The following is a 19102-nucleotide window of genomic DNA, read 5'->3' as shown; positions in this document are numbered from 1 at the left end:
CTACACCGCCACCTCATCGCCAAGATACGCGACCGCCGCTTCGAGCCCGCCCTTGCCGTGCGGGATCTTCAGCGCGTTGAGACCGATCTCGATCACTCCCAGCGTGCCGAGCAGCATCGGGGCATTGACATGGCCCATATGGGCGATGCGGAAGGCTTTGCCGGTGAGGTCGCCGATGCCGTTGCCGAGCACGACACCGCATTTTTCCTTGCAATAGCTTTGCAGCACTGCCGGATCATGGCCATTGCTCATGGTCACCGTGGTCACGGTGTTGGAACGCTCGCTGGCATCGGCGATATTGAAGCCGAGCACCTGGCCTTCCGACCATGCGCCGACGGCGCGGCGCGCGGCTTCGCCGAGCAGGCTATGGCGGCGGAAGGCGTTCTCCAGCCCTTCCTCGTGCAGAAGGTCGATCGCCTGGCGCAGCGCGAACAGCAGATGCACCGGCGCGGTGCCGGCGTATTTGCGGTAATGCTCGGTGCCTTCGCGCTCGCTCCAGCTCCAATAGGGCGTCGCCATGTTGGCCTTCTTGTGCACCTCGAGCGCACGCGCATTGGCGGCGACGAAGCCGAGGCCAGGCGGTGTCATCAGGCCCTTCTGCGAGCCCGACATCGCGACGTCGATGCCCCATTTGTCCATCTCGAACGGCATGCAGCCGAGCGACGCCACGGTGTCCACCATGTACAGCGCCGGATGGCCACTCGCCTTGATCGCCTTGCCGATCGCCTCGATGTCGTTCTGCACGCCCGAGGCCGTGTCCACCTGGACGACGACGACGGCCTTGATCGTATGCTCCTTGTCGCGGCGCAGGCGCTCCTCGACCTCGTGCGGCCGTACCGCGCGGCGCCAGTCGCCCTTGAGCACCTCGACCTCGGCACCCATCAGGGAAGCCGCATGGCCCCAGCCGATCGCGAACCTCCCGCTCTCCAGCACCAGCACTTTTTCGCCGCGCGACAGCACGTTGCTCAGCGCCGCTTCCCAGGCGCCGTGACCATTGGCGATGTAGATGTAGGACTTGCCCTTGGTCGCAAACAGTTTTGAGATGTCGCCGAGCAGGCTCTCGGTCAGGTCGGTCATCTGTTTGGAGTAGATGTCGATCGCCGGACGATGCATCGCCCGCAGCACCTCGTCGGGCATATTGGTGGGCCCGGGGATGGCCAGAAATTCCCGGCCCGCGCGAACGGTCATTGCTATACTTCCTTGTGTCGTGAAGACGGTCTGGAGGTTGTTTTCTTCTTTTACGCGCCGCAGAAGCCCAAGAAAAGCACGTAAAACGCAGGTCTGGAGTGGTCTTTTGTTCTGAGCTTGGTTTTGTCGGAAAGCCGCCTCACACTTTTCCGGACCATGCTCTATCTCTTGGTCTCGCGGCAGCCGGCGGCTTCCGCCTCTTCCACCGAGCAGAACCAGCGCGTGCCCTTGCTGATCTTCATCTTGATCTGCGCATACCACCGGCTGGTCGGCTGGTGATAGATGCACTCGCCGCCGGTGTTGACGTTGCCCTTGATGGTGCAGTCCGGCGAGGGCGCGACCGGCCCCGAGGCCGAAGCGAGCAGGATCGCATGCGCGCCCTCGGGCGGCTTGGTGGCGCCCAATATCGTCGTCTTCTTGTTGCGCACGCGCCAGTCCCATGGCGCGATGAAGGCGCCCTGCCACATCCCGGCCTTTGCCTCTCGCGCGCCAGCCTCATCATGTTCGTAGTCGCGAGAGACGCGGGTATAGGCCAGCGCCCAGCCGGTGCGAACCAGCCATTTCTGGATGTCTTCGCCGCCGACATCGCAGCGCGCCACGGTGCGGCCGCGCCGGTCGATCGACCGCGCATGGCAGACCCAGCTCTTGCCCTCGGTGTATTTGGCGAGCTCGTCGCGGGCCGCGATGCCGCAGGTCCAGCGCTCGCCCTTGGTGTTGAGGCAGAGCTGGTCGACCGCGGGCGCGTCGATGCCGCCGAGCCGGATCCGCGTGTTGCCGATCACGACTGTGTCGCCGGCGCGGACTTTTGCGGTGCCGGTGATGTCGGCGGCCTCAGCCGGCGACGGCAAGCCGGGCAAGGATAAGGCGAGCAGTGACAGCGCAATCAGAAATTTTCGCAACATGCCGGTCCGCGTGTGATGAAAATTGCGATAGACCTCGCGATTGTGGTCGGCTTTTGTCCGCCCGGCCAGCGTTTGCCAGGCAGATGGGCTTTCAACTTCCTGTCATTGCGTCCGGGGCACGGGACCATCTCACCCTCGTCCCGCCATCGCCCGCTTGGCCACCGCCAGCCCCATCAGCACGAACGCCGACGTCACCTCAGGCCCCCCGACCAAAATCCGCGTCGGCGTCTTCATCTTGTTCCACTCATAGGCGCGAAACGGGCCGCGGCGGCCGCCTTCGCCCAAGCTCGCGACGATCACGTTCAGCGCCGGCGCAAAGGCGCGCGGATCGGCGCCGAGATGGCCGAGCGCGATCAGCGCCAGCGCCGCGTCGAACACGTTCATCTCGGCGGCCATCAGCTCGCCCTGGACGTAGGAGAGCACGCGGTGACGGATGAAATCGAAATCGCCATCGGGATCGACCGCGGCCTGCGCCGCCAGCGGCAGCGCCAGGAAGGCTGCGTAGCAGCGGCCGAAATAGGCACTGTAGAGCTCCGGCAGGTAATAGATGTGTGAGCGCGGATTGGCGAAGGCGCCGCTCGCGGCAAGCCGCTTCTGAAAGCCGATGATGCGATGCACGGTGGCGAGCCGCGCCGGCGTCTCCAATACTTTCCAGCGCGCGAGGTTGCGAAAGCTGACCTCGAGAATGTCGAGATTGAGCGTCGGATCGAGATCGTTGCCGTAGGGCCGCTCGCCCCGGAGATTGTCGATCCAGGTCGCGACCCCGCCCTCATAGTCGATATTGTCGTTGATCGGCACCGTCACGCGCGGCTCGTTGACGCCCGCGCACACCTGATAGCCCGCGTAGAAATCCAGCAGCGGCTGGTCGAGGATCGGATCGGTGCAGCCGGCCTGCGTCGCCGCGGAGATCGAGCAGGCCGTGGTGTCGCAATCCGGCACGTAGACGCCGAAACCGAGATCCTGCTTGATCTGGGCGAAGTAGCGCGAAAAGCGCGGATGCGGCGCGGGCGCCAGCGCGGTGATGACGTTGAACCGTGCGCCATCGAGGCCCTCGACTTCCTCGCGGCTGATGTTGACGCAAAAATCCACCATGTCGGCGATCGCGCGCTCAGCCGCCATCTTGTCGGCGGACGAGGCGAGCCCGGTCTCGACGTAACTCAACAGCGCCTCGATGAAGAACGCGTCGTAATAAGCCGAGCGGTGGCGGATCTGCACCGGCTCCCACATCGGCTCGGCGATGCCGGTCCAGGGCGGATTGACGACCGCGCGCGCCGGCGAGCGCGCAATGAAGACGCGGGCGAGATTGAACAGCAGCGAGGAGTTCTTGTAGCCGCGCGCGTTGAGGCCCGTGAGCGCCATGGTCAGCTCGCGCCCGCGGAAATCAGGATCGCCGATCAGGTTGAACGCGGCGTAGGTCGGCAGAAAGCCATTTTTGCGGTACGAGCCGAGCAGATGCTGCGCGCAGTCGCGGATCACGCCGTCGATCTGCGATTGTTGCGGCATAGCGCCCGTGAACATGGCCGGCGGCGGCTTGGGATGATCCAGCGCGATGCTGTCGACGAGATCGGCGACGGGCTGGCCGACCGCCGCCCAATCGGGCTCGGCCTCGTCGCGGGCGCGAACCAGCGCCTCGCGCAGCCGGGCCAGTTTCGCTTCGTCGCGCAGCTCGGGCACGCCCGCGCGTCGCAGCAGCACCCGCAATGCGGGATTGCCAAGCGCGGTCTTGTAGAACTTGGCCAGATGCGGATCGCCGCTGGCCGCAACAGACAATACGGGATCGCAGACGTCATAAAGCGAGGGGCCGTCCTTCCGCGCTGTCAGCGCCCGGCAGGCGGCGCCGGCAAAATATTGAAAGCTCATGAAATACCTGGTCGCCGGAATTTGGCCGGGGGCCGGCCGGCACGCTCCCAGCCGCGCACCACCCCCTGCAACTCGTTGAAAAAGCTACCCGGATTCGCAGGAAATACAAATGTGATAGCGGTCACAGAAAGAGCCGGCACGAAGTCTGCATAATCAAGCTCCGGAAGGCTACGGGGACGCAATAAAATCACACATTGGGCGATGGAAATTAACTAATATCTTCAGCGGTTTAGCTCAAGTTTTGCGCAATCTATTGCCGGGGAGGCAATATCCGGTTAAAGGTTTGTTTGGTGCGGCGCCGCAAATTGCGCGCAATTCGGGGGCACACCCCGGCCAACCCCTCAAACCTAAAGACGCTATCGCGCTACTCAAACAGTGTGCGCGTGCTTGGCTGGTCTTTGGCACAGGAACGAACCGAGATGAATGTAACGCAGCTCGACCTTTCCCGACGCACGATCGCCGTCGCCGCAGCCCTCATCGGCACGGTGTCGCTCGTGATCGGCGCCCATGCTGCCCTCAATATGCGTACTCTCGATGCCGCCAAGGCCATCTCGACCGACCAGGTCACCGGCTCGATCGGCCAGACCTCGCGTCTCGCGCTTGTCATCGGCAATGGACATTACCCGGACGCCAGCGCGCCGCTGACGCAGTCGATCAACGACGCCCGCGCGCTGTCCTCGTCGCTGCGCAAGAGCGGCTTTGACGTCGACATGGTGGAAGACGCAACCAGGGACGACATGGTCCGCGCCGTCAATCGCCTGAAGTCCCGGATCAAGCGCGACACCGTCGTCATGCTGTTCTTCGGCGGCTACGGCGTAGAGGCCGGCCGCCAAAGCTACATGTTGCCGGTCGATGCCGTGATCTGGAAGGAAAGCGATGTCCGCCGCCAGGGCGTTTCCATCGACGGCGTGCTCGACATGATCAAGGAGCAGGGCGCCAAGGCCAAGCTCGTCGTGGTCGACGCTTCCCGCCGCAATCCCTATGAGCGCCGCTTCCGCTCCTACAGCCACGGCCTCGCGCCGATCACCGCGCCCGACAATGCGCTGATCCTTTCCTCGGCTTCGCCCGGCAAGGTCGTCGACGACGGCAAGGGCGAGCACAGCGTGCTGGTCAGCGAGTTCCTCACCAATCTCAATGCGCAGGGCAGCGCCGAGAGCGTCTTCAACAAGACCCGCGTTGCCATCTCCCGTGCGAGCGAAGGCGACCAGGTCCCGTCGGTCTCTTCCTCGCTGCTCGAAGATATCCATTTCGGCGAAGCCGGCGGCTAGTTTTTCTTAGGTTCTGCCAAGTCTCGTGCCCCGGACGCGGCGCATCATGCAATGATGCGACGCTGAGCCGGGGCCTGGTTTTTTAGGCTATCGCCTGGACGAGAGATGGGTCCCGGCTCTGCGCAGCAGCATTACACGCTGCAGCGCGTCCGGGACTATAGCAACCCTACTTCGCAGCTTCCGCGGCCATCACCGGGCGCACGGCATCGCCTTCGCGCAACAGCGCACCGGCGCGGGCGACGACGACATCGCCTTCGTTGAGGCCGTCGCGGACCTCGATATTGCCGCCCGACATCAGTCCGACCTCGACGCGCTTGGTCTCGACGCGGTTGCGGCGGATCACCTGCACGACGGTGCCGGCGGAGGAATATTGCACCGAGGTCAGCGGCACCGCGACGTTGCAGCTCTGTCCGGACTTGATCAGCGCGCGCCCGCTCGCATTCAGCAACAGCCGCTTCTGCGAGGAGATGCCGATATAGACGATGCCCTGCTGGATGTTCGGCTCGACGGTCGGGCCGATGCGGCGCACCTTGCCGTCGATATCTCCGGCGCCGGCGATGCGCACGGTCGCCTGCTGGTTGACCGCGAGCTTGCGCATATCGGTGGTCGCGACGAGGCCGACGAGATCGTATTCGCTGCGCGCCACGATGGTGAACAGCGCCTCGCCCTTGGCCGAGGCGAGGTTGCCGATCTGCGCGGTCGACGTCGCGATCACGCCCGCAACAGGGGCGGTGACCTGAAGCGTGCCACCCTCGGGCAGCGCCAGCCGCGCCAGCACTTGGCCTGCGGTGGTGGTTTCGCCGGCTTCCGCCAGCACTTCCGTCACCTTCAGGCCGGGCCGCTCGGGCCGCACGGAGCTTTCCTCGCGCGCGACGATCGTGCCGGTGGCCTCGACGATGTCGGAGAAACAGGATTTTGCGACCTTCAGCACCGTGACTGCCGGTCCCTTGGGCGCGTCATCATCGGCGGCAGGCGCGGGCTGGGCGGACAGCAACAGCAGTCCGGTGAGCGCAACGAAATGCTGGGAAAAAGAACGCGCAGGCAATGAACGCATCGGTCATTCCGGTTGGGGCCTTGATGGCCTCATCGATAACAGAAGCAACCGCGGCAGACCATGGGCCGGCCGGATGAGAATGCCGCAGCAGCACGGGCGGCGCGTTGCCGCCCGTTGAATTAGTCTTCGGGACCGACGCCAAGGTTCGCTGTCTTCCCCCCATCCCTGCGGCCATCCTTCGAGACGCCCGCCTGGCCCTCAGGATGAGGTCGTGCTTCGCGGCGAGATATCAGACCCTCATGGTGAGGAGCCCGCCAAAGCGGACGTCTCGAACCATGCAGGCCGAACTCATCCCGCAGCCTCCAAAGGTGAGCAATCTCACGGCAGGCTCAAGAACTCCACCCAGTTCGGCTTCTTGCCGGTGGCGTAGGATTTCAGCTTGGTCAGCGCGCCGCCGCTCTGGTCGATGGCATAGACCGTCATGCTGTCGGAGAGTTCGCCGACGGCGGCGAGGTAGCGCCCCGAGGGATCGATGTGGAAGCCGCGCGGCTGCTTCTCGGTCGGCACGCTGCCGATCGTGGACAGCTTGCCGCTTGTTGCATCGATCTTGTAGGCGGTGAGCGTGTTGGTGGTGCGATCGGAAGCGTAGAGGAAACGGCCGTCGGGGGTGATGTGAATGTCTGCCGCCCAGGGCTTTCCCGAAAACCCCTCCGGCAGCGCGGTGGTGCGCTGGATCTCGTCCCATGCGCCGCTCTTGGCTTCGTACGCGAACGCCGCGACGTCGCCGTTCAGCTCGTGGATGAGATAGACGAACTTGCCGTTGGGGTGGAATACGAAATGTCGCGGCCCCGATTTCTCCGGCACCTTGTGGGCCGGCGGATCGCTCGGCGTGAGCGTACCGGTCGTGGCATCGAACGCGAAGGCCAGCACCTGGTCGGAGCCGAGATTGGTCGCGAACACGAAGCGGTTGTCGGGCGAGGGCAGGAAGGCGTGCGCATTCAGCCCGGTCGGGATCACCTGCTTCGGCTCGCCCGCGACGCCATTGGCGTTGAGCGGATTCAGCGCGACCTTGTTGCCGCCATAGGAGGCGCTGAACAGGAACTTGCCGCTGCGGTCGAGGGCGATATTGGCCATGCTGTCGGCGAGCGGCCCGTTGCCGATATGGCTGAGCTGACCCGTCTTGGGATCGATTGCAAAGCTCACCGCAACGAACGGCTGCGAGCGGACGCCCGCAATCAGCACGCGGTGGTCGGGTGTGATCGCGAGCGGCGTCGAGGAGCCGGGCTTTTCGACGCCGGTGAAGGCGGCCGTCTGCACGGGAACCATCTCGCCGCTCTCAGCCATCTTGAACACGCTGATGTCGTTGCTGTCGGCATTGCCGACATAGGCGAAGGTCTCGGCCATGCCGGCGCGGACTCCAGAAATGAGGGTGAGGAAAGCGAGGGTGGTGGCGATCGCAGTGCGGGGCGCGCGGGATGCGACGCGTCGGGTCGGTCTCAACATGGGGTCCTCCTGAAAGCCGGTGCGGCAGTGTCGTTTTGTCGCGAGGATAGCGGCAGCCGCCCCGCCGCACCAAATTCCAATTGGGATTGATCGATGCCGAAATGGTATCGGTGGGGAGGTCTACCGCACCGCCGCTGTGCGGGAGGGCAGATGCCGGCCGGGCGGAGGTTTGGGCGACCCGAGCACGGTCCACACGGTGACCGCGAGCAGCGCGCAGGTCAGGATCGTCCGGACGATGAGTGGTTTCCGCATCAGGCCGAATCCGTCCCTCAATGAATGCCCCTGGGGCGCGCCTTGCGATCGTGCACTGCAAACCGCGGCAATCCTATGAACTCGTTCACAGGCGGAAACGAACCAATGCCGCGCCAGCGCATTGAACGGGCATGCCCCGCGAACGATCTCGAAGGTAAGCCCGACATGGGCGGCAAGCATGGCGGCGAAGCCGGCCAGCCCGAGCCGCCGCCGCGCCCGCATCAAGGCGAGCGCGATGAGGATGTCGTGGCAAAGCGCCACACCGGTCAAACCGATCGCAACTCGGTGCCGACCAAACCAGAATAGCGCCTCGCCCGCGCCGCACTTGCATTTGGAACAGCAGCCTCGCCTTTCCGTTGTCCTGATCCCGCGGGCCGAGGAGATCGAAACGGAGGCTGGCACGTGTTTTGGATTTATTGGGACACCGCCTGGTCGCTCATCATCAGCGGCATCATGTTCGCCACCATCGTCACCCATCCCGACGCGGAGTTCGCCGAGATCCGGGCGGCCAAGCAGGCGAAGTAAGCCCGCATCCTGCGAAATTTCCTGAACCCTCAAATCATGCTGCCGGGCATGAAGCAGCGGATCTTGGCGCGTCCGTTGATGTAATACGGCCAGACCATGGTGCGGCCGGCACGGTTCGGCTCGGTGATCACGGCGTCGTCGGGCACCTCGATCCAATCGCCCATTAGCCTGACGCGATAATGTCCGTTTTGCGTGTCCCAATCGACGTCGTCGAGGGCGGTGCCGTCGGCGTCGGCACAGCAGGCGCCGCCGCCCTTGCTGTGCAGGCCCTCGAACCAGCCCTTGAGGGGAGAGTTTGCGTAGCGACCGTCGTCGCGGGCTTCCACGTAAGGCCCAATCAAGGCGGCAACCGCTACGAGCGTGATGATCCTGAAAGTCGCGATTGCCATATCGCCTCGCTCGATCTCGCGCGCGCGCAGGAGCGCAGACGGGGAGCCGCCCGCGCTGCGCGTGACGCAATGCCGACTGACGCCCGCCGATCGGGTTCCAGCCATCTCAGCGGAGCGATAACCGCGAGGTCCGACGTTTGATCCTATTTTCAAGGGCGCGAACTCATCGATGATATGAGTCCGCGCCCTGCGTTGATGCTAATCCGGCAAGCGCTCAGTAGTCCCAGAACACCGGAACCCAACGAAAGGCGTTGCCGTCGACCGCGACCCGGCCCACGGACGGGAACGGCAGGTGCGTGGCCACCAGCATCTCGCCGGTCTTGGCGAGCTCTCGCAAGAGATTGATGCGTACGCGCGCCGCATCCTCGGGGTCGTGTTCGAAACCGTTGTGCCAGTCCGGTTGTTCGAACCCGACGGCAAACACGGTTCGCCGGCGAATGTCAGCGCATCATCGCCGGACGCCATGCGAACCACGCTGTGTCCGGGGGTGTGACCGCCGGTGCGACGGGCGATGACGCCGGGCGCAACCTCGTGCTCGTCATCGAACAGCCGCAGCCGAGGGCCGAACTCCTTCACGAACCGCTTGGCGGTCGCTCGAAGCGCGTCCGGGAATCCTTCCGGCATGGCAGTGCGGGAAAAATCTGGCGCTTCCCAGAATTTGACCTCGGCAGCCGCGACGTGGATCCGCAGGTCTTTACGCAGTTGCTCCTTCACCCCGTTGACCAGCAGCCCGCCGATGTGGTCCATGTGCAAATGGGTCAGCACCAGATCGGTCACCGACGAAAGATCGATGCCGGCGGCCGCCAGTCGCTTGATCAACTGCCCGGCGCGCGGCAAGTTCAAGTTCGGGTCCGATCCCAGTCCGGCGTCGATGAGGATGGTCTTGCCGCCGCTGCGGACCATCACCGCGTTCAGCGCCCAGTCGAAAGCGTCCTGCGGCAGGAACATGTCGTGCAGCCAGGTCGCCCGGACGGCCGGGTCGGCGTTGTGGGCCAACATCGTGGTTGGCAGCGGCAGCACGCCATCGCTGACCACCAGCACGTCGATCTCGCCGATCTTCAGCGCGTAGCGCGAGGGAACGAGCTCTTCGGGCCCCGATGACACGGGATATGAGGTGTTGTGCAGATTCATGTGGGTCTCCTGTTTCAAGGGTAGAGTTTCCGGCTGGTCTTGGTTGAGCAGGCCGCACGGCCAGGAACGTGCAGCCGTCATCGCTTGGTGCGTCTAGAGCTCAGTCACGCGCTCCGGACCGGCCGACGCGAGCGCGGCGGCGCGCTCGGCCTTCGGTGGGTAGATCCAGACAGTGTTGATCTCGTGCTTGGTCTTCTTGGCGGTCTCACCGACCATCTCGACCTCACGCTCCCATCCACGTGTGAACAACGCGCCGGCTTCGCCGAGGTCGAGGCAGGTCACATAGGCCTTCTGGTGATAGGGCCTGGTAGGCACGCCCAGCAGCTCGGCCGCGGCGTTGTTGCCGGCAAAGGCGCCCATCCGCGTGGCGTGCTGACACGACATGAGCGCGTGATTGCCCTCGTCGTCGCAGGCGGCGCGCGCAGCATCGCCGGTGGCGAAGACGCCCGCGACACCGGGCACGCGCAGATCGCGGTCCACCAGCAGACGGCCGAAATTGTCGCGCCCGGCAGGTATCTGCGCGGTCAGCGGCGCGGCGCGAATGCCCGCCGCCCAGATCACGGTCTCGGTTTCGATGTGCTCGCCATTCGACAGCGTCACACCGGATTGATCGAGCGAGGCGACACCGGCGCCGAGCCGTGTCTCCACGCCGACCTTGCGCAGGGCTTCCTCGATGATGGGGCGAGCGCCCTCGCCCATGTCAGGCGCGATCGCAATATTGCGCTCGACGATGATGATGCGGGGCTTGGCATCCTTGCCGAAGATATCGCGCAACCGCGCCGGCATCTCCGTGGCCGCTTCGATGCCGGTGAAGCCGCCGCCGGCGACCACCACCGTCTCGCGTCCGTTCACGGCGGGCCGCTTCGCAAGACCGTGCAGATGCTTGTCGAGCGCGACCGCGTCGTCGAGCGTATCGACGCTGAAGCCGTGTTGGGCGAGGCCCGGAATGTTCGGACGGAACAGCCGGCTGCCGGTGGCCACGACGAGGCGATCGTAAGAGAGCGTCTTGGTGGCGCCCTTGGCGGTGACGATCTCTACCGTTCGAGCTTCGGTGTTGATGGTCTTGGCGCTGCCTTGCACATAGGCGACGTCGATCGCTTCGAGCACATCGAGCAGGGGCGCCGTCAGAGTCTCGGGCTTCGCTTCATAGAGCCGCGGGCGAACCACGAGCGTGGGCGCGGGGGCAACCAGCGCGATCTCGAGCTGCTCTGGCGAGACGCCCTGGATCTCGCGCTGACGCGCCGCGGAAAGGGCGGCGTACATGCCGGCGAAGCCGGCACCGATGATGATGATTCGCATGGGTTTGCTCCTTGTTGTTTGCGCTTTTCGAAAGTCCGCGCGCGACCGCGTTGCTGCGTTAAGGGCAGCGTCCGGCAGCGGCACGAAGAGGTGAAGCCGATGGCTGATCTTAAGGCGCCATGCAGCGTTGCAGCGGCGAACGCGGCGGCGAGCTGTAGCGAAGGACGAGCGGCTGAGGCTCCATTGCACCCCAGTCCTGATAGGGCAGGCCGGGGCCATTTCGGGTCATGATGGAAACCAGCGGATGCGTCGGATGCATGGAGTACGCCGGAATTTCCACCTCCTCGCCCGTCGCCGACGTGAAGCGAACGGCCAGCGAGAGTCCGTACAAGGTCGCGGTCGCGAGGCTTCGGCGGCGTGATGCAATCAGCTGGCGGGTGACGAAGCTTTTCCAGGTCATCTTTGGTCTCCCTCGATTGGTCTGGACATGGTGATGATGTACCCCACCCGATTTGCCGCTGCCCCAGCGCGATTGCCGTCCCTGTCGAGGGATTGCTGCTAACGCACGCGCCTGCGCCAATCGCTCGGCGTTTCGCCCGTCAGCTTCTTGAATGCCGCGGCGAAGGCGGTCTGCGAGGAATAACCAAGCGCCGCGGCGACCGAGACGACCGACTCGTCGCTCTCTCGCAGCATGTTCATGGCCTGCTCGAGCCGGTGCTGGCGCAGCCAGGCATGCGGCGAGAGCCCGGTGCTCTCCTTGAAGGACCGGCAGAAATGGAAGCGCGATAGACCGGCATCGGACGCCAGCGCCGAGAGCGATACATCTGCATCGCTGTCCGAACGCAGGCGTTCGATCGCCCGGCGCAGGACCGCCGGCGAAAGGCCGCCGATAATCGGCTGCAGCGTGGCCGGCACGCCGGCATGGGCGGCCAACAGGCGCGTCGCGAGAAGATCCGTCAATTGCTGCCTGAACAGCGTGTCCAGTGTGGCGCTGCCTTCGAGCGAGTCGGCCGCGCTCAGGAGCAATCGGGACGTGATGGCGTCGGGATGCCCGGTTCTTTCCAGCAGATCGTCAGGGCTTGCCGTGTTGGCTTCGTCGGCGATGCGCAGAAGCGTCCGTTGCGGAAGATAGAGCTGAACGACATGCAAGGGCCGGTGGATGTCCCAACGGGACGTCGAGCCGGCCGGAATGATCGTCACGACACCGGCACGCGCCGTCGCAATTGCAGCCGTTTTTCCCGTGCGCCGTTCCAGCGCCTGCGAGCCGGCGGGATAAGCCATGATGACGTGATCGGCCATCGGCTCGACAATGTCGTGCAGCGCCTCGTGTTTCCAATAGGCGATGGCGCCGCTTTGAGAATCGGAGGCCATGCGAAGCGGCTGCGTCTTGAGGACGCGCGCCATCTCCAGATTGGCAGCGCGCCGCTCGCATGTCGAACTGTCGTCCGGTTGCACGTCCGGCGCGGGTGGTAAACTTTTGTGCGGGGGATTGCGCATGAGTGCGCTGCTTCCGATCATGGCGTGGCTCCTCCTGATCGCCTCAGGATTCCGACCAATCGTCCGTATTCGTACGGGTCGGCGCGTGTTCTATGCGTCGCGAAGGCCCGGCGTATTTCCTGAAGTCGCGATTCTTTGTCTGATCCTGCTCCAAGCCGGTGCGCACTTGCGCGAACGCACGGCGGGCGGGCGGGGGTATGGCAACAGGTGCGGCCGGCCGTCACGCGGCCGTGACGATTGGACCCGTTTGTGGCGCAGGAACACCGCATTTCGAAGCGAACAAGCGTTGTCCGATTTTGCGACAAATCCCCCTGATGGGGGGTACGGTTGCCGGTGCGCAGCTAGGCCGCCACCGCCTGCGCCGACAACAGCTGCCTCAACTTCGCCGCCGGCACGGCCGGGCTGAACAGCCAGCCCTGCATCTGGCTGCATCCGAGCTTTCGCAGCACCTCGCGCTGGGCCTCGGTCTCGACGCCTTCCGCGGTCGTCGCCATGTGACGGGCGGCGGCCATGTGCACCACGGCCTGCACGATCGGCGACGAGTCTTCGGACTGGCCGATGTCGCTGATGAAGCTGCGGTCGATCTTGATCTTGTCGAACGGGAAACGATGCAGATAGCTCAGCGAGGAATAGCCGGTGCCGAAATCGTCGAGGGCGATGCGCACGCCGAGCTCGCGCAGCTGCTGCAGGATCGTCAGCGCCTCCGCATCGTCGCGGATCAGCACGGTCTCGGTGATCTCGAGCTCGAGCCGTCCGGGCGCCAGCCCTGACTCCGCCAGCGCAGCTGCGACCTTGAGCGCCAGCGTCCTGGAGCGGAACTGTACCGGTGAAACGTTCACCGCGATATGGATGTCGCCGGGCCAGGACGCGGCCTCCGTGCAGGCCTGCCTCAGCACCCATTCGCCGATCTCGCCGATCAGTCCGGTCTCTTCGGCGACCGGAATGAAGTCCGCAGGCGAAATCATGCCGCGCTCGGGATGGCACCAGCGCAGCAGCGCTTCGCAGCCGTTGACGACGTTGGCCGCAAGGTCGACCAGCGGCTGGTAATGCACCTCGAACTCGCCGCGGGCGAGCGCCTGGCGCAAATCGAGCTCGAGCTGACGGCGCTGCCCTGCCTTGGCGTCGTATTCGGGCGCGAAGACACGGAAGGTTCGACGGCCCTCGGATTTTGCCGCATACATCGCGAGATCGGCGCGCTTGAGCAGATCCTCGAGAGTGTCGCCGTGGTCGGGGGCGATCGCGATGCCGATGCTGGCATCGGTCGGGATTTCCTGGCCGTTGCAGTTCACGGGCGCGCGCAGCGCCTTCAGGATCTGTTCGGCGAGTGCCGTCAGCTCGGCCTGATCGTTGGTGCCGGCCTTGACGATGGCGAATTCGTCGCCGCCCAACCGTGCGACCATGTCGTTGCCGCTGACGCAGGCGCGCAGCCGGTTCGCGACCTGGCGCAGCAGCTCGTCGCCGACCTCGTGTCCGAGCGAATCGTTGACGCCCTTGAACTCGTCGACGTCGATATAGAGGATCGCGAACGGCTTGCCCTGGCTGAGTTCTGCGACGCGGCGCTCCAGATGGCCGCGCATCAGCACGCGGTTAGGCAGGTCGGTCAGCGCGTCGTAATGCGCCATGTGCGCGATGCGCTCGTCGGCGCGGATGCGATCGGTGACGTCGTCATGGGTCGCGAGCCAGCCGCCGGCGGCGCCGGGCTGGTTCTTGATCTCGATCAGGCGGCCCTCCGCGGTCTCGACGATCGCGCTCTGCGTCTGCCCGGCATTGCTCAAGATGCCGTCGCAATAGGAATCGACGTCGCCGTGGAACGAGCCGGTGTCGTGGCGATGCTGGATCACTTCGCGGAAATGAGCGCCGGGCTTCACGATTTCGGCCGACAGGCCGTACATCTCGATGTAGCGCCGATTGCAGACGATCAGCCGTTCGTCCTGATCGAACATCAGGAGGCCCTGCGTCATGGTGTTCATCGCGGTGTCGAGCCGCTGCTTCTCCACCGAGAGCCGGCGCGTCACCTGGCGGAAGATCAGATAAAGCGTGAGCACGAGCAGGCCGATCGACAGCACGGCGACGGTGACGAAGAATTTGGTTTGCGTGCGCCAGGTCGCCAGCGTCGCGTCGAGCGACTTGGTCGCGACCACGACCAGCGGCTCGCCGGTCAGCATGCGCGAGGCGACGATGCGGTCCTTGCCGTCCATCGGGCTTGCGAGCTGCGTGGTGACGAAGGTGCGCTCGAACACCGCCATCTGCTCGGGCGTTCCGTTGCGGAAATTCTGGCCGATCATCGCGTCGGCATGCGGAACGCGCGCGAGCAGCTGGCCGTTCTGATGATGCATCGCGATCGAGGATTCCTCGCCGAGCCCGCTCGAGGCGAAGAAAGATTCGAGCTGGTCGGGCGTGATCGCACGCGAGACCATGCCGTAGAACTCGCCGTGCGGACCGGAGACGCGGCGCGCGAACACGATCGCGGCGCCACCGCCGAACCGTCCGGGCACGACTTCGATCTCTTCCTGCGCGGACGCGTCGTTCTTGAGCCGGTTGAAATAGCCGCGGTCACCGACCGAGATGTTGGCGACCGGCCAGCGCCGCGACGAGTTGATCAGAACGCCGTTGGAATCGAACACATTGGCGCCGGCGACATCGGACCAACCACTTGTCTTTGCGCGCAGCACCTCGTGCATCGCGAGTGTTGCCATCTGGCTGCGGAAGACATCAGCGGATTCGATGCTACGGCTTTCGAGTTCCGCGATGACGCTCTTCTGGAGCACCGCGAAGTCCTCGAACTCGCGGTCGAAATGACGGGCGAGCAGCCGGACTGAGTTTTCCAGGCTGTCGCGGCCGCTCTCGATCGCATTCTGCCGGAAGCGGTCGACCGTTAGGGCGGTGCCGATGGCCATTGCAGCCATCAGCACGAAACCGCCGACGATTAGCCAAGTCAGTGGCGCGCCGCGCCAACGGCGCAGCAACCCGCGCATGCGCGCGGTCCACCTGATCGATGTGCCCATGTAGCCCTCCCGTGGGATGCAAGATGCAGCAAAACCGACAAGAGCCGGTTACCAGCGAGGGTTAGGAAAATATGAATCGGAACGGATTCAGGCGGGTGCCGCGATGCGGTCGAGCATTTGACGCCGGCGGGGTGGCGCCGGTTCATCCCTGGCGCGTTGGCTCATCATCCTATCGACCGTCTTGCTGCCGCGGCCAAAACGGCGCAATTTGCTGTTCCCGGCTGATTTGCAAGCTTCGTTTCTGATCAAGGTTCGTTTCTGATGACGATCGCATCCAAGGCCTTCATTGCATTCTGTCTGCTCGCTGTGGGCGGCACCGTGCTGGTGATCGGCCCCACCGAGCTGCGCCGCCTGCTGCCGAACTGGGCGAAGACCGACACCGTGGTCGCCGCCAGGCCGGAGGCCAAGGTCGAACAGGTCGAACCCAAGCCGGAACTCAAGCCGGAAGAGCCAAAGCTCGCCGCCGTCGCGCCGCCGTCGCCAGCTGCGTCTCCGGCGCCGGCCCCCGAGCCGAAGGCGGGTGCGCTGGCCGAAACCCAGAAGCAGGTCACCGCCGCGCTTGCCGATCTTGCGCCGGTCAAGCCGCCGCCGGCGGTTGCGGATACCGGCCCCCGTTTCGACGTCGCGCGCGTCGACGATCACGGCGAGGCGGGAGTGATCGCGGGCCAGGCGACGCCGGGCGCCAAGGTCGAGCTGCTGCGCGACGGCAAGCCGCTCGACACGGTGGTGGCGGATGCATCGGGCCAATTCGTGATGACGCCGCCGCAGCTTCCTGCCGGTTCCTATGAGTTGACCCTGCGGGCGAAATCGCCTGACGGCACCGTCACGCAATCCGGCCGCAGCATGCCGGTGACGATCGCCGAAGCCGCGCCGCCGCCCGCGCGCCCTGTGCCGGCCGCGAGGCAAGATACGAAGCAGGAGGCAAAGGCCGAGAAATCTGATGACAAGTCGGATGTCGTGGCATCGGTATCGGACAGGCCCGCGGCCCGGCCGAGATTGATGGGCGCACTGAAACCCAGGGGCGTGTCAGGGGTCATGGCGCGGACTCCTGCGGCCACGACCGTTGCATCGGCCTCGCCGGCGGACGTCGTCGGTGGTGCACCGGCGGAAGCAGGCGGCAACCGGGTGATCTCCCGCGGCGACAGCCTTTGGGCGCTCAGCCGGCTCGCTTATGGCGACGGCGCCCGCTTTGCCGTGATCTACAACGCCAACCGCGCCAAGATTCACAACCCCAATTTGATCTATCCCGGCCAGACCTTCGTGGTGCCGCAGAAGACGGAGTGACACCGCTTCGCCACTGCCGATGCGCGTTGCGACGCTTTGCCCTGTGTGCTTCCGGAACATTTGGTTCCCCCGCGCGTCAACGTGATGCGACGCGATGCGCGCTCGGCGCCGGAGGAGGGCCAGGGTGGACAGGTCAGTGGCCATGTCGAGATCACGCATGGGCCCCAGGCTGGGGCTGGCGCTAACGGGCGCAACCCTCGTGATGCTGGCGGTGCTGTTGCCAAATCGCGCCGAGGCGCAGTTCGGATTGCGCGGCGGCCCGCTCGGTGTCGCGCGCTTCGCCGTCGGCCACGTGATCGGCCTGTCGCGCCTGCGCCACGCGCGCATGGCGGTGCGAGGCGGCCGCAACCGCTCCGCAGCGCTGCGGTCACAAGATCCTCGTGGTGTTGAGCGAGGGCAGCCTGCCAATCCCTACATCATGCGTGCGGCGCTCACGGCGCAAGCTGCCCTGTCGGGCTGGCACGGCGGCAAGCGCCCGCAAGGCTGGTGGCGTCACCCCGATGGCAGCTACGGCTGGGCTGGCCCGGTGTTCTGGCCGTTCGCGCATGACGACCTCACCACCGCAATCATCCTCGGCGATGCGACCAGCCTCTCGCTCTATGGCTATGGCGACATCTATGCCGCGATCTTTTCGCCCTATGCGGTAACCGAGCTTGCCGCCTACGCCGCGCCGCAAGGCAGGCGCGGACGGAGAGTGCCGACCGCCGAGACTGTCTGCGATGCCAGCGACACCGGCGGCCTGCCGGTCGACCGCATCGCCGCTGCCGTGCAGCCGAACGAATTGCAGCGCACAGCGCTCGACGAACTCGCCACCGCCTGGCAGGCGGCGCGCGACACGATCCGCGCCGCCTGCCCAACGCAGGTCCCTGCGACGGCCATGGAGCGGCTCGGTCTGATGCGCGAGCGCCTCGCGGCCATGATTAAGGCAACGGACGCGGTTGCACCTGCGCTGATAAAATTCGTCGATCTCCTCAACGACGACCAGAAGACAAAGCTCGATGCGCTGGCCAAGGACCGCAGCGCCGCGCTTGCGTCGATCCAGCAAAAGAATCCCCAGGCGGCATCGGCCTGCCAGGCGGACAGCGATCCCCGCTACGATGAGAAAGTGCAGCGCCAATACGAGCAGCTCGTGCAGCAGCAATGGCCCGCGGCCGACATCGCGTCCACGCTCAAACTCGACGACATCGCCCGCGCGCGTCTCGACGTACTTCAGGACACCACGCTGCGCACCATGGAGACGTTGAGCGCCTGTCCGTCAAAAGCAGCACCGACCCCGCAGGCCCGCCTTGCCACTGCCAAGGCGCGGCTGGAGACGATGCTGCAGGCGGTGAACGACGTCACTGACGCGCTCGATGATTTCGAGGCTGATCTAAGCGACGAGCAGAAGGCCAGCTTCGAGGCGATCGGGCCGAAGCGCGGGGTGTGATCACCCGCACGCCCAGTCGAACTTTATGTCCTTGAAGTCGAGCTGCGCGTTGCCGCCGGCAAAATTGTAACCGCCGAAATATTCCTCGAACTCGACGTAGAACGGGCTCATCTCCGGCACCGCCTGGCAGGGCCGCATGGTGCCGCCGAGATGATTGTGGGCGTGCTCCTTGCCCCAATCGTGCAGGCGGAAATTGTCGCGGCTCCGCACGCCGCCGACATAATAATAGTAGATCTGATAGCCGCTCGGCGGATTTTGGCGCGTGTGCTCGTCCTGCGGGCTCTTGCCGGCATTGGGATCGCTCGCACGCGGCTGCAACGCGATCGCGCGGGTCTCGGTCAGATCGGCGCGCGGAGGGCTCGCGAACATCTTCTTCGCGTAAGGCGCGGCAACCTCGAAGAAAGCGCTGGCGCCGCCGACATCGAGCCAGCGCGGCCGGTCGGCCGTCGCAAGCGGAAGCGGCGCGGGCGGCGTCGCGAACGTACCCTCGTATTCATGCTTCGTCAGCAGCAGCGCCGCATATTCGTAATCAAGGATGACAGTCATGCGCGAGAGGCGCAGATGCGAGGGGTGCGCCTGCACCATCTCGCCGAATTTTCGCCCCGTCGCTGAGGCGATCGTTAGTCGCGAGAAGGAGGG

The 19102-nt window shown here is 65.2% G+C and carries 17 protein-coding genes and 1 pseudogene; 5 read left to right on the top strand and 13 right to left on the bottom strand.

The genetic code is table 11. The features are described 5' to 3' along the window. The 3 genes from IVA74_RS15415 to IVA74_RS15405 form a co-directional block, all read right to left on the bottom strand. Positions 1-1188: an aminotransferase class V-fold PLP-dependent enzyme gene (locus IVA74_RS15415; RefSeq protein ID WP_247345160.1), complete on the bottom strand. Its 1188-nt coding sequence runs from the start codon at positions 1186-1188 to the stop codon at positions 1-3. Between the two features lie 161 nt (positions 1189-1349). Further along, positions 1350-2090, bottom strand: coding sequence for a thermonuclease family protein (locus IVA74_RS15410; RefSeq protein WP_247345158.1), 741 nt, complete (start codon positions 2088-2090; stop codon positions 1350-1352). A 129-nt stretch (positions 2091-2219) separates the two neighbouring features. Beyond that, the gene (locus IVA74_RS15405) at positions 2220-3950 is read right to left on the bottom strand and encodes a hypothetical protein (protein ID WP_247345155.1); all 1731 of its coding nucleotides are present in this window, start codon (positions 3948-3950) and stop codon (positions 2220-2222) included. Between the two features lie 419 nt (positions 3951-4369). Between IVA74_RS15405 and IVA74_RS15400 the strand changes: the two genes are divergently transcribed. Then, positions 4370-5218 (top strand): caspase family protein, encoded by an 849-nt coding sequence (locus IVA74_RS15400; RefSeq protein WP_247345152.1) that lies wholly within the window; start codon positions 4370-4372, stop codon positions 5216-5218. A gap of 166 nt (positions 5219-5384) precedes the next feature. Here the strand turns inward: IVA74_RS15400 and IVA74_RS15395 are convergent, their stop codons facing one another. The 3 genes from IVA74_RS15395 to IVA74_RS40960 form a co-directional block, all read right to left on the bottom strand. Continuing rightward, positions 5385-6272 (bottom strand): HlyD family efflux transporter periplasmic adaptor subunit, encoded by an 888-nt coding sequence (locus IVA74_RS15395; protein ID WP_247345150.1) that lies wholly within the window; start codon positions 6270-6272, stop codon positions 5385-5387. Between the two features lie 318 nt (positions 6273-6590). Continuing rightward, positions 6591-7715, bottom strand: a complete 1125-nt coding sequence (locus IVA74_RS15390; protein ID WP_247345147.1) for a beta-propeller fold lactonase family protein — start codon at positions 7713-7715, stop codon at positions 6591-6593. Between the two features lie 120 nt (positions 7716-7835). Beyond that, a complete protein-coding gene (locus tag IVA74_RS40960; RefSeq protein ID WP_256467631.1) occupies positions 7836-7967 on the bottom strand; it encodes a hypothetical protein in 132 nt (43 codons plus the stop codon). A gap of 105 nt (positions 7968-8072) precedes the next feature. On the opposite strand from IVA74_RS40960, the gene IVA74_RS15385 reads away from it, so the two are divergent. Then, entirely contained in the window at positions 8073-8273 is a 201-nt protein-coding gene (locus IVA74_RS15385; RefSeq protein WP_247345144.1) for a hypothetical protein, read from the top strand. A 96-nt stretch (positions 8274-8369) separates the two neighbouring features. Further along, positions 8370-8492, top strand: coding sequence for a hypothetical protein (locus IVA74_RS40955; protein WP_279666951.1), 123 nt, complete (start codon positions 8370-8372; stop codon positions 8490-8492). A gap of 29 nt (positions 8493-8521) precedes the next feature. Here IVA74_RS40955 and IVA74_RS15380 read toward each other — a convergent pair whose 3' ends face one another. The 6 genes and pseudogenes from IVA74_RS15380 to IVA74_RS15355 all read right to left on the bottom strand — a co-directional run bounded on the left by IVA74_RS15380 (position 8522) and on the right by IVA74_RS15355 (position 15753). Then, on the bottom strand, positions 8522-8881 hold the full coding sequence (locus IVA74_RS15380) for a hypothetical protein (protein WP_247345139.1): 360 nt from the start codon (positions 8879-8881) through the stop codon (positions 8522-8524). A 214-nt stretch (positions 8882-9095) separates the two neighbouring features. Then, positions 9096-10012, bottom strand: a pseudogene (locus IVA74_RS15375) (MBL fold metallo-hydrolase). Between the two features lie 93 nt (positions 10013-10105). Beyond that, positions 10106-11311: an NAD(P)/FAD-dependent oxidoreductase gene (locus IVA74_RS15370; RefSeq protein WP_247345136.1), complete on the bottom strand. Its 1206-nt coding sequence runs from the start codon at positions 11309-11311 to the stop codon at positions 10106-10108. A gap of 109 nt (positions 11312-11420) precedes the next feature. Further along, on the bottom strand, positions 11421-11711 hold the full coding sequence (locus IVA74_RS15365) for a hypothetical protein (protein WP_247345133.1): 291 nt from the start codon (positions 11709-11711) through the stop codon (positions 11421-11423). 98 nt (positions 11712-11809) lie between these two features. Next, complete coding sequence (locus tag IVA74_RS15360) at positions 11810-12769, bottom strand: AraC family transcriptional regulator (protein ID WP_247345131.1); 960 nt, start codon at positions 12767-12769, stop codon at positions 11810-11812. Between the two features lie 320 nt (positions 12770-13089). Further along, positions 13090-15753 (bottom strand): EAL domain-containing protein, encoded by a 2664-nt coding sequence (locus IVA74_RS15355; protein WP_247345127.1) that lies wholly within the window; start codon positions 15751-15753, stop codon positions 13090-13092. Between the two features lie 261 nt (positions 15754-16014). Between IVA74_RS15355 and IVA74_RS15350 the strand changes: the two genes are divergently transcribed. Both IVA74_RS15350 and IVA74_RS15345 read left to right on the top strand, forming a co-directional pair. Then, a complete protein-coding gene (locus IVA74_RS15350; RefSeq protein WP_247345124.1) occupies positions 16015-17037 on the top strand; it encodes a LysM peptidoglycan-binding domain-containing protein in 1023 nt (340 codons plus the stop codon). A gap of 157 nt (positions 17038-17194) precedes the next feature. After that, positions 17195-18463 (top strand): Spy/CpxP family protein refolding chaperone, encoded by a 1269-nt coding sequence (locus tag IVA74_RS15345; RefSeq protein ID WP_247345120.1) that lies wholly within the window; start codon positions 17195-17197, stop codon positions 18461-18463. Here the strand turns inward: IVA74_RS15345 and IVA74_RS15340 are convergent, their stop codons facing one another. Continuing rightward, positions 18464-19009, bottom strand: a complete 546-nt coding sequence (locus tag IVA74_RS15340) for a hypothetical protein (protein WP_247345117.1) — start codon at positions 19007-19009, stop codon at positions 18464-18466. Between the last annotated feature and the right edge of the window lie 93 nt (positions 19010-19102).

The organism is Bradyrhizobium sp. 132, from assembly GCF_023074185.1.
Classification (GTDB): Bacteria; Pseudomonadota; Alphaproteobacteria; order Rhizobiales; family Xanthobacteraceae; genus Bradyrhizobium.
Note: the sequence above shows the minus strand (reverse complement) of the source record. Positions and strands in the feature narration are given on the sequence as shown.

Excerpts from the sequence above, each read along its gene's own strand:
- IVA74_RS15415 (WP_247345160.1), bottom strand. The coding sequence starts at position 1,188 with ATGACCGTTCGCGCGGGCCGGGAATTTCTGGCCATCCCCGGGCCCACC.
- IVA74_RS15410 (WP_247345158.1), bottom strand. The coding sequence starts at position 2,090 with ATGTTGCGAAAATTTCTGATTGCGCTGTCACTGCTCGCCTTATCCTTG.
- IVA74_RS15405 (WP_247345155.1), bottom strand. The coding sequence starts at position 3,950 with ATGAGCTTTCAATATTTTGCCGGCGCCGCCTGCCGGGCGCTGACAGCG.
- IVA74_RS15400 (WP_247345152.1), top strand. The coding sequence starts at position 4,370 with ATGAATGTAACGCAGCTCGACCTTTCCCGACGCACGATCGCCGTCGCC.
- IVA74_RS15395 (WP_247345150.1), bottom strand. The coding sequence starts at position 6,272 with ATGCGTTCATTGCCTGCGCGTTCTTTTTCCCAGCATTTCGTTGCGCTC.
- IVA74_RS15390 (WP_247345147.1), bottom strand. The coding sequence starts at position 7,715 with ATGTTGAGACCGACCCGACGCGTCGCATCCCGCGCGCCCCGCACTGCG.
- IVA74_RS40960 (WP_256467631.1), bottom strand. The coding sequence starts at position 7,967 with ATGCGGAAACCACTCATCGTCCGGACGATCCTGACCTGCGCGCTGCTC.
- IVA74_RS15385 (WP_247345144.1), top strand. The coding sequence starts at position 8,073 with ATGCCGCGCCAGCGCATTGAACGGGCATGCCCCGCGAACGATCTCGAA.
- IVA74_RS15380 (WP_247345139.1), bottom strand. The coding sequence starts at position 8,881 with ATGGCAATCGCGACTTTCAGGATCATCACGCTCGTAGCGGTTGCCGCC.
- IVA74_RS15370 (WP_247345136.1), bottom strand. The coding sequence starts at position 11,311 with ATGCGAATCATCATCATCGGTGCCGGCTTCGCCGGCATGTACGCCGCC.
- IVA74_RS15365 (WP_247345133.1), bottom strand. The coding sequence starts at position 11,711 with ATGACCTGGAAAAGCTTCGTCACCCGCCAGCTGATTGCATCACGCCGC.
- IVA74_RS15360 (WP_247345131.1), bottom strand. The coding sequence starts at position 12,769 with ATGATCGGAAGCAGCGCACTCATGCGCAATCCCCCGCACAAAAGTTTA.
- IVA74_RS15355 (WP_247345127.1), bottom strand. The coding sequence starts at position 15,753 with ATGGGCACATCGATCAGGTGGACCGCGCGCATGCGCGGGTTGCTGCGC.
- IVA74_RS15350 (WP_247345124.1), top strand. The coding sequence starts at position 16,015 with ATGACGATCGCATCCAAGGCCTTCATTGCATTCTGTCTGCTCGCTGTG.
- IVA74_RS15345 (WP_247345120.1), top strand. The coding sequence starts at position 17,195 with ATGGGCCCCAGGCTGGGGCTGGCGCTAACGGGCGCAACCCTCGTGATG.
- IVA74_RS15340 (WP_247345117.1), bottom strand. The coding sequence starts at position 19,009 with ATGACTGTCATCCTTGATTACGAATATGCGGCGCTGCTGCTGACGAAG.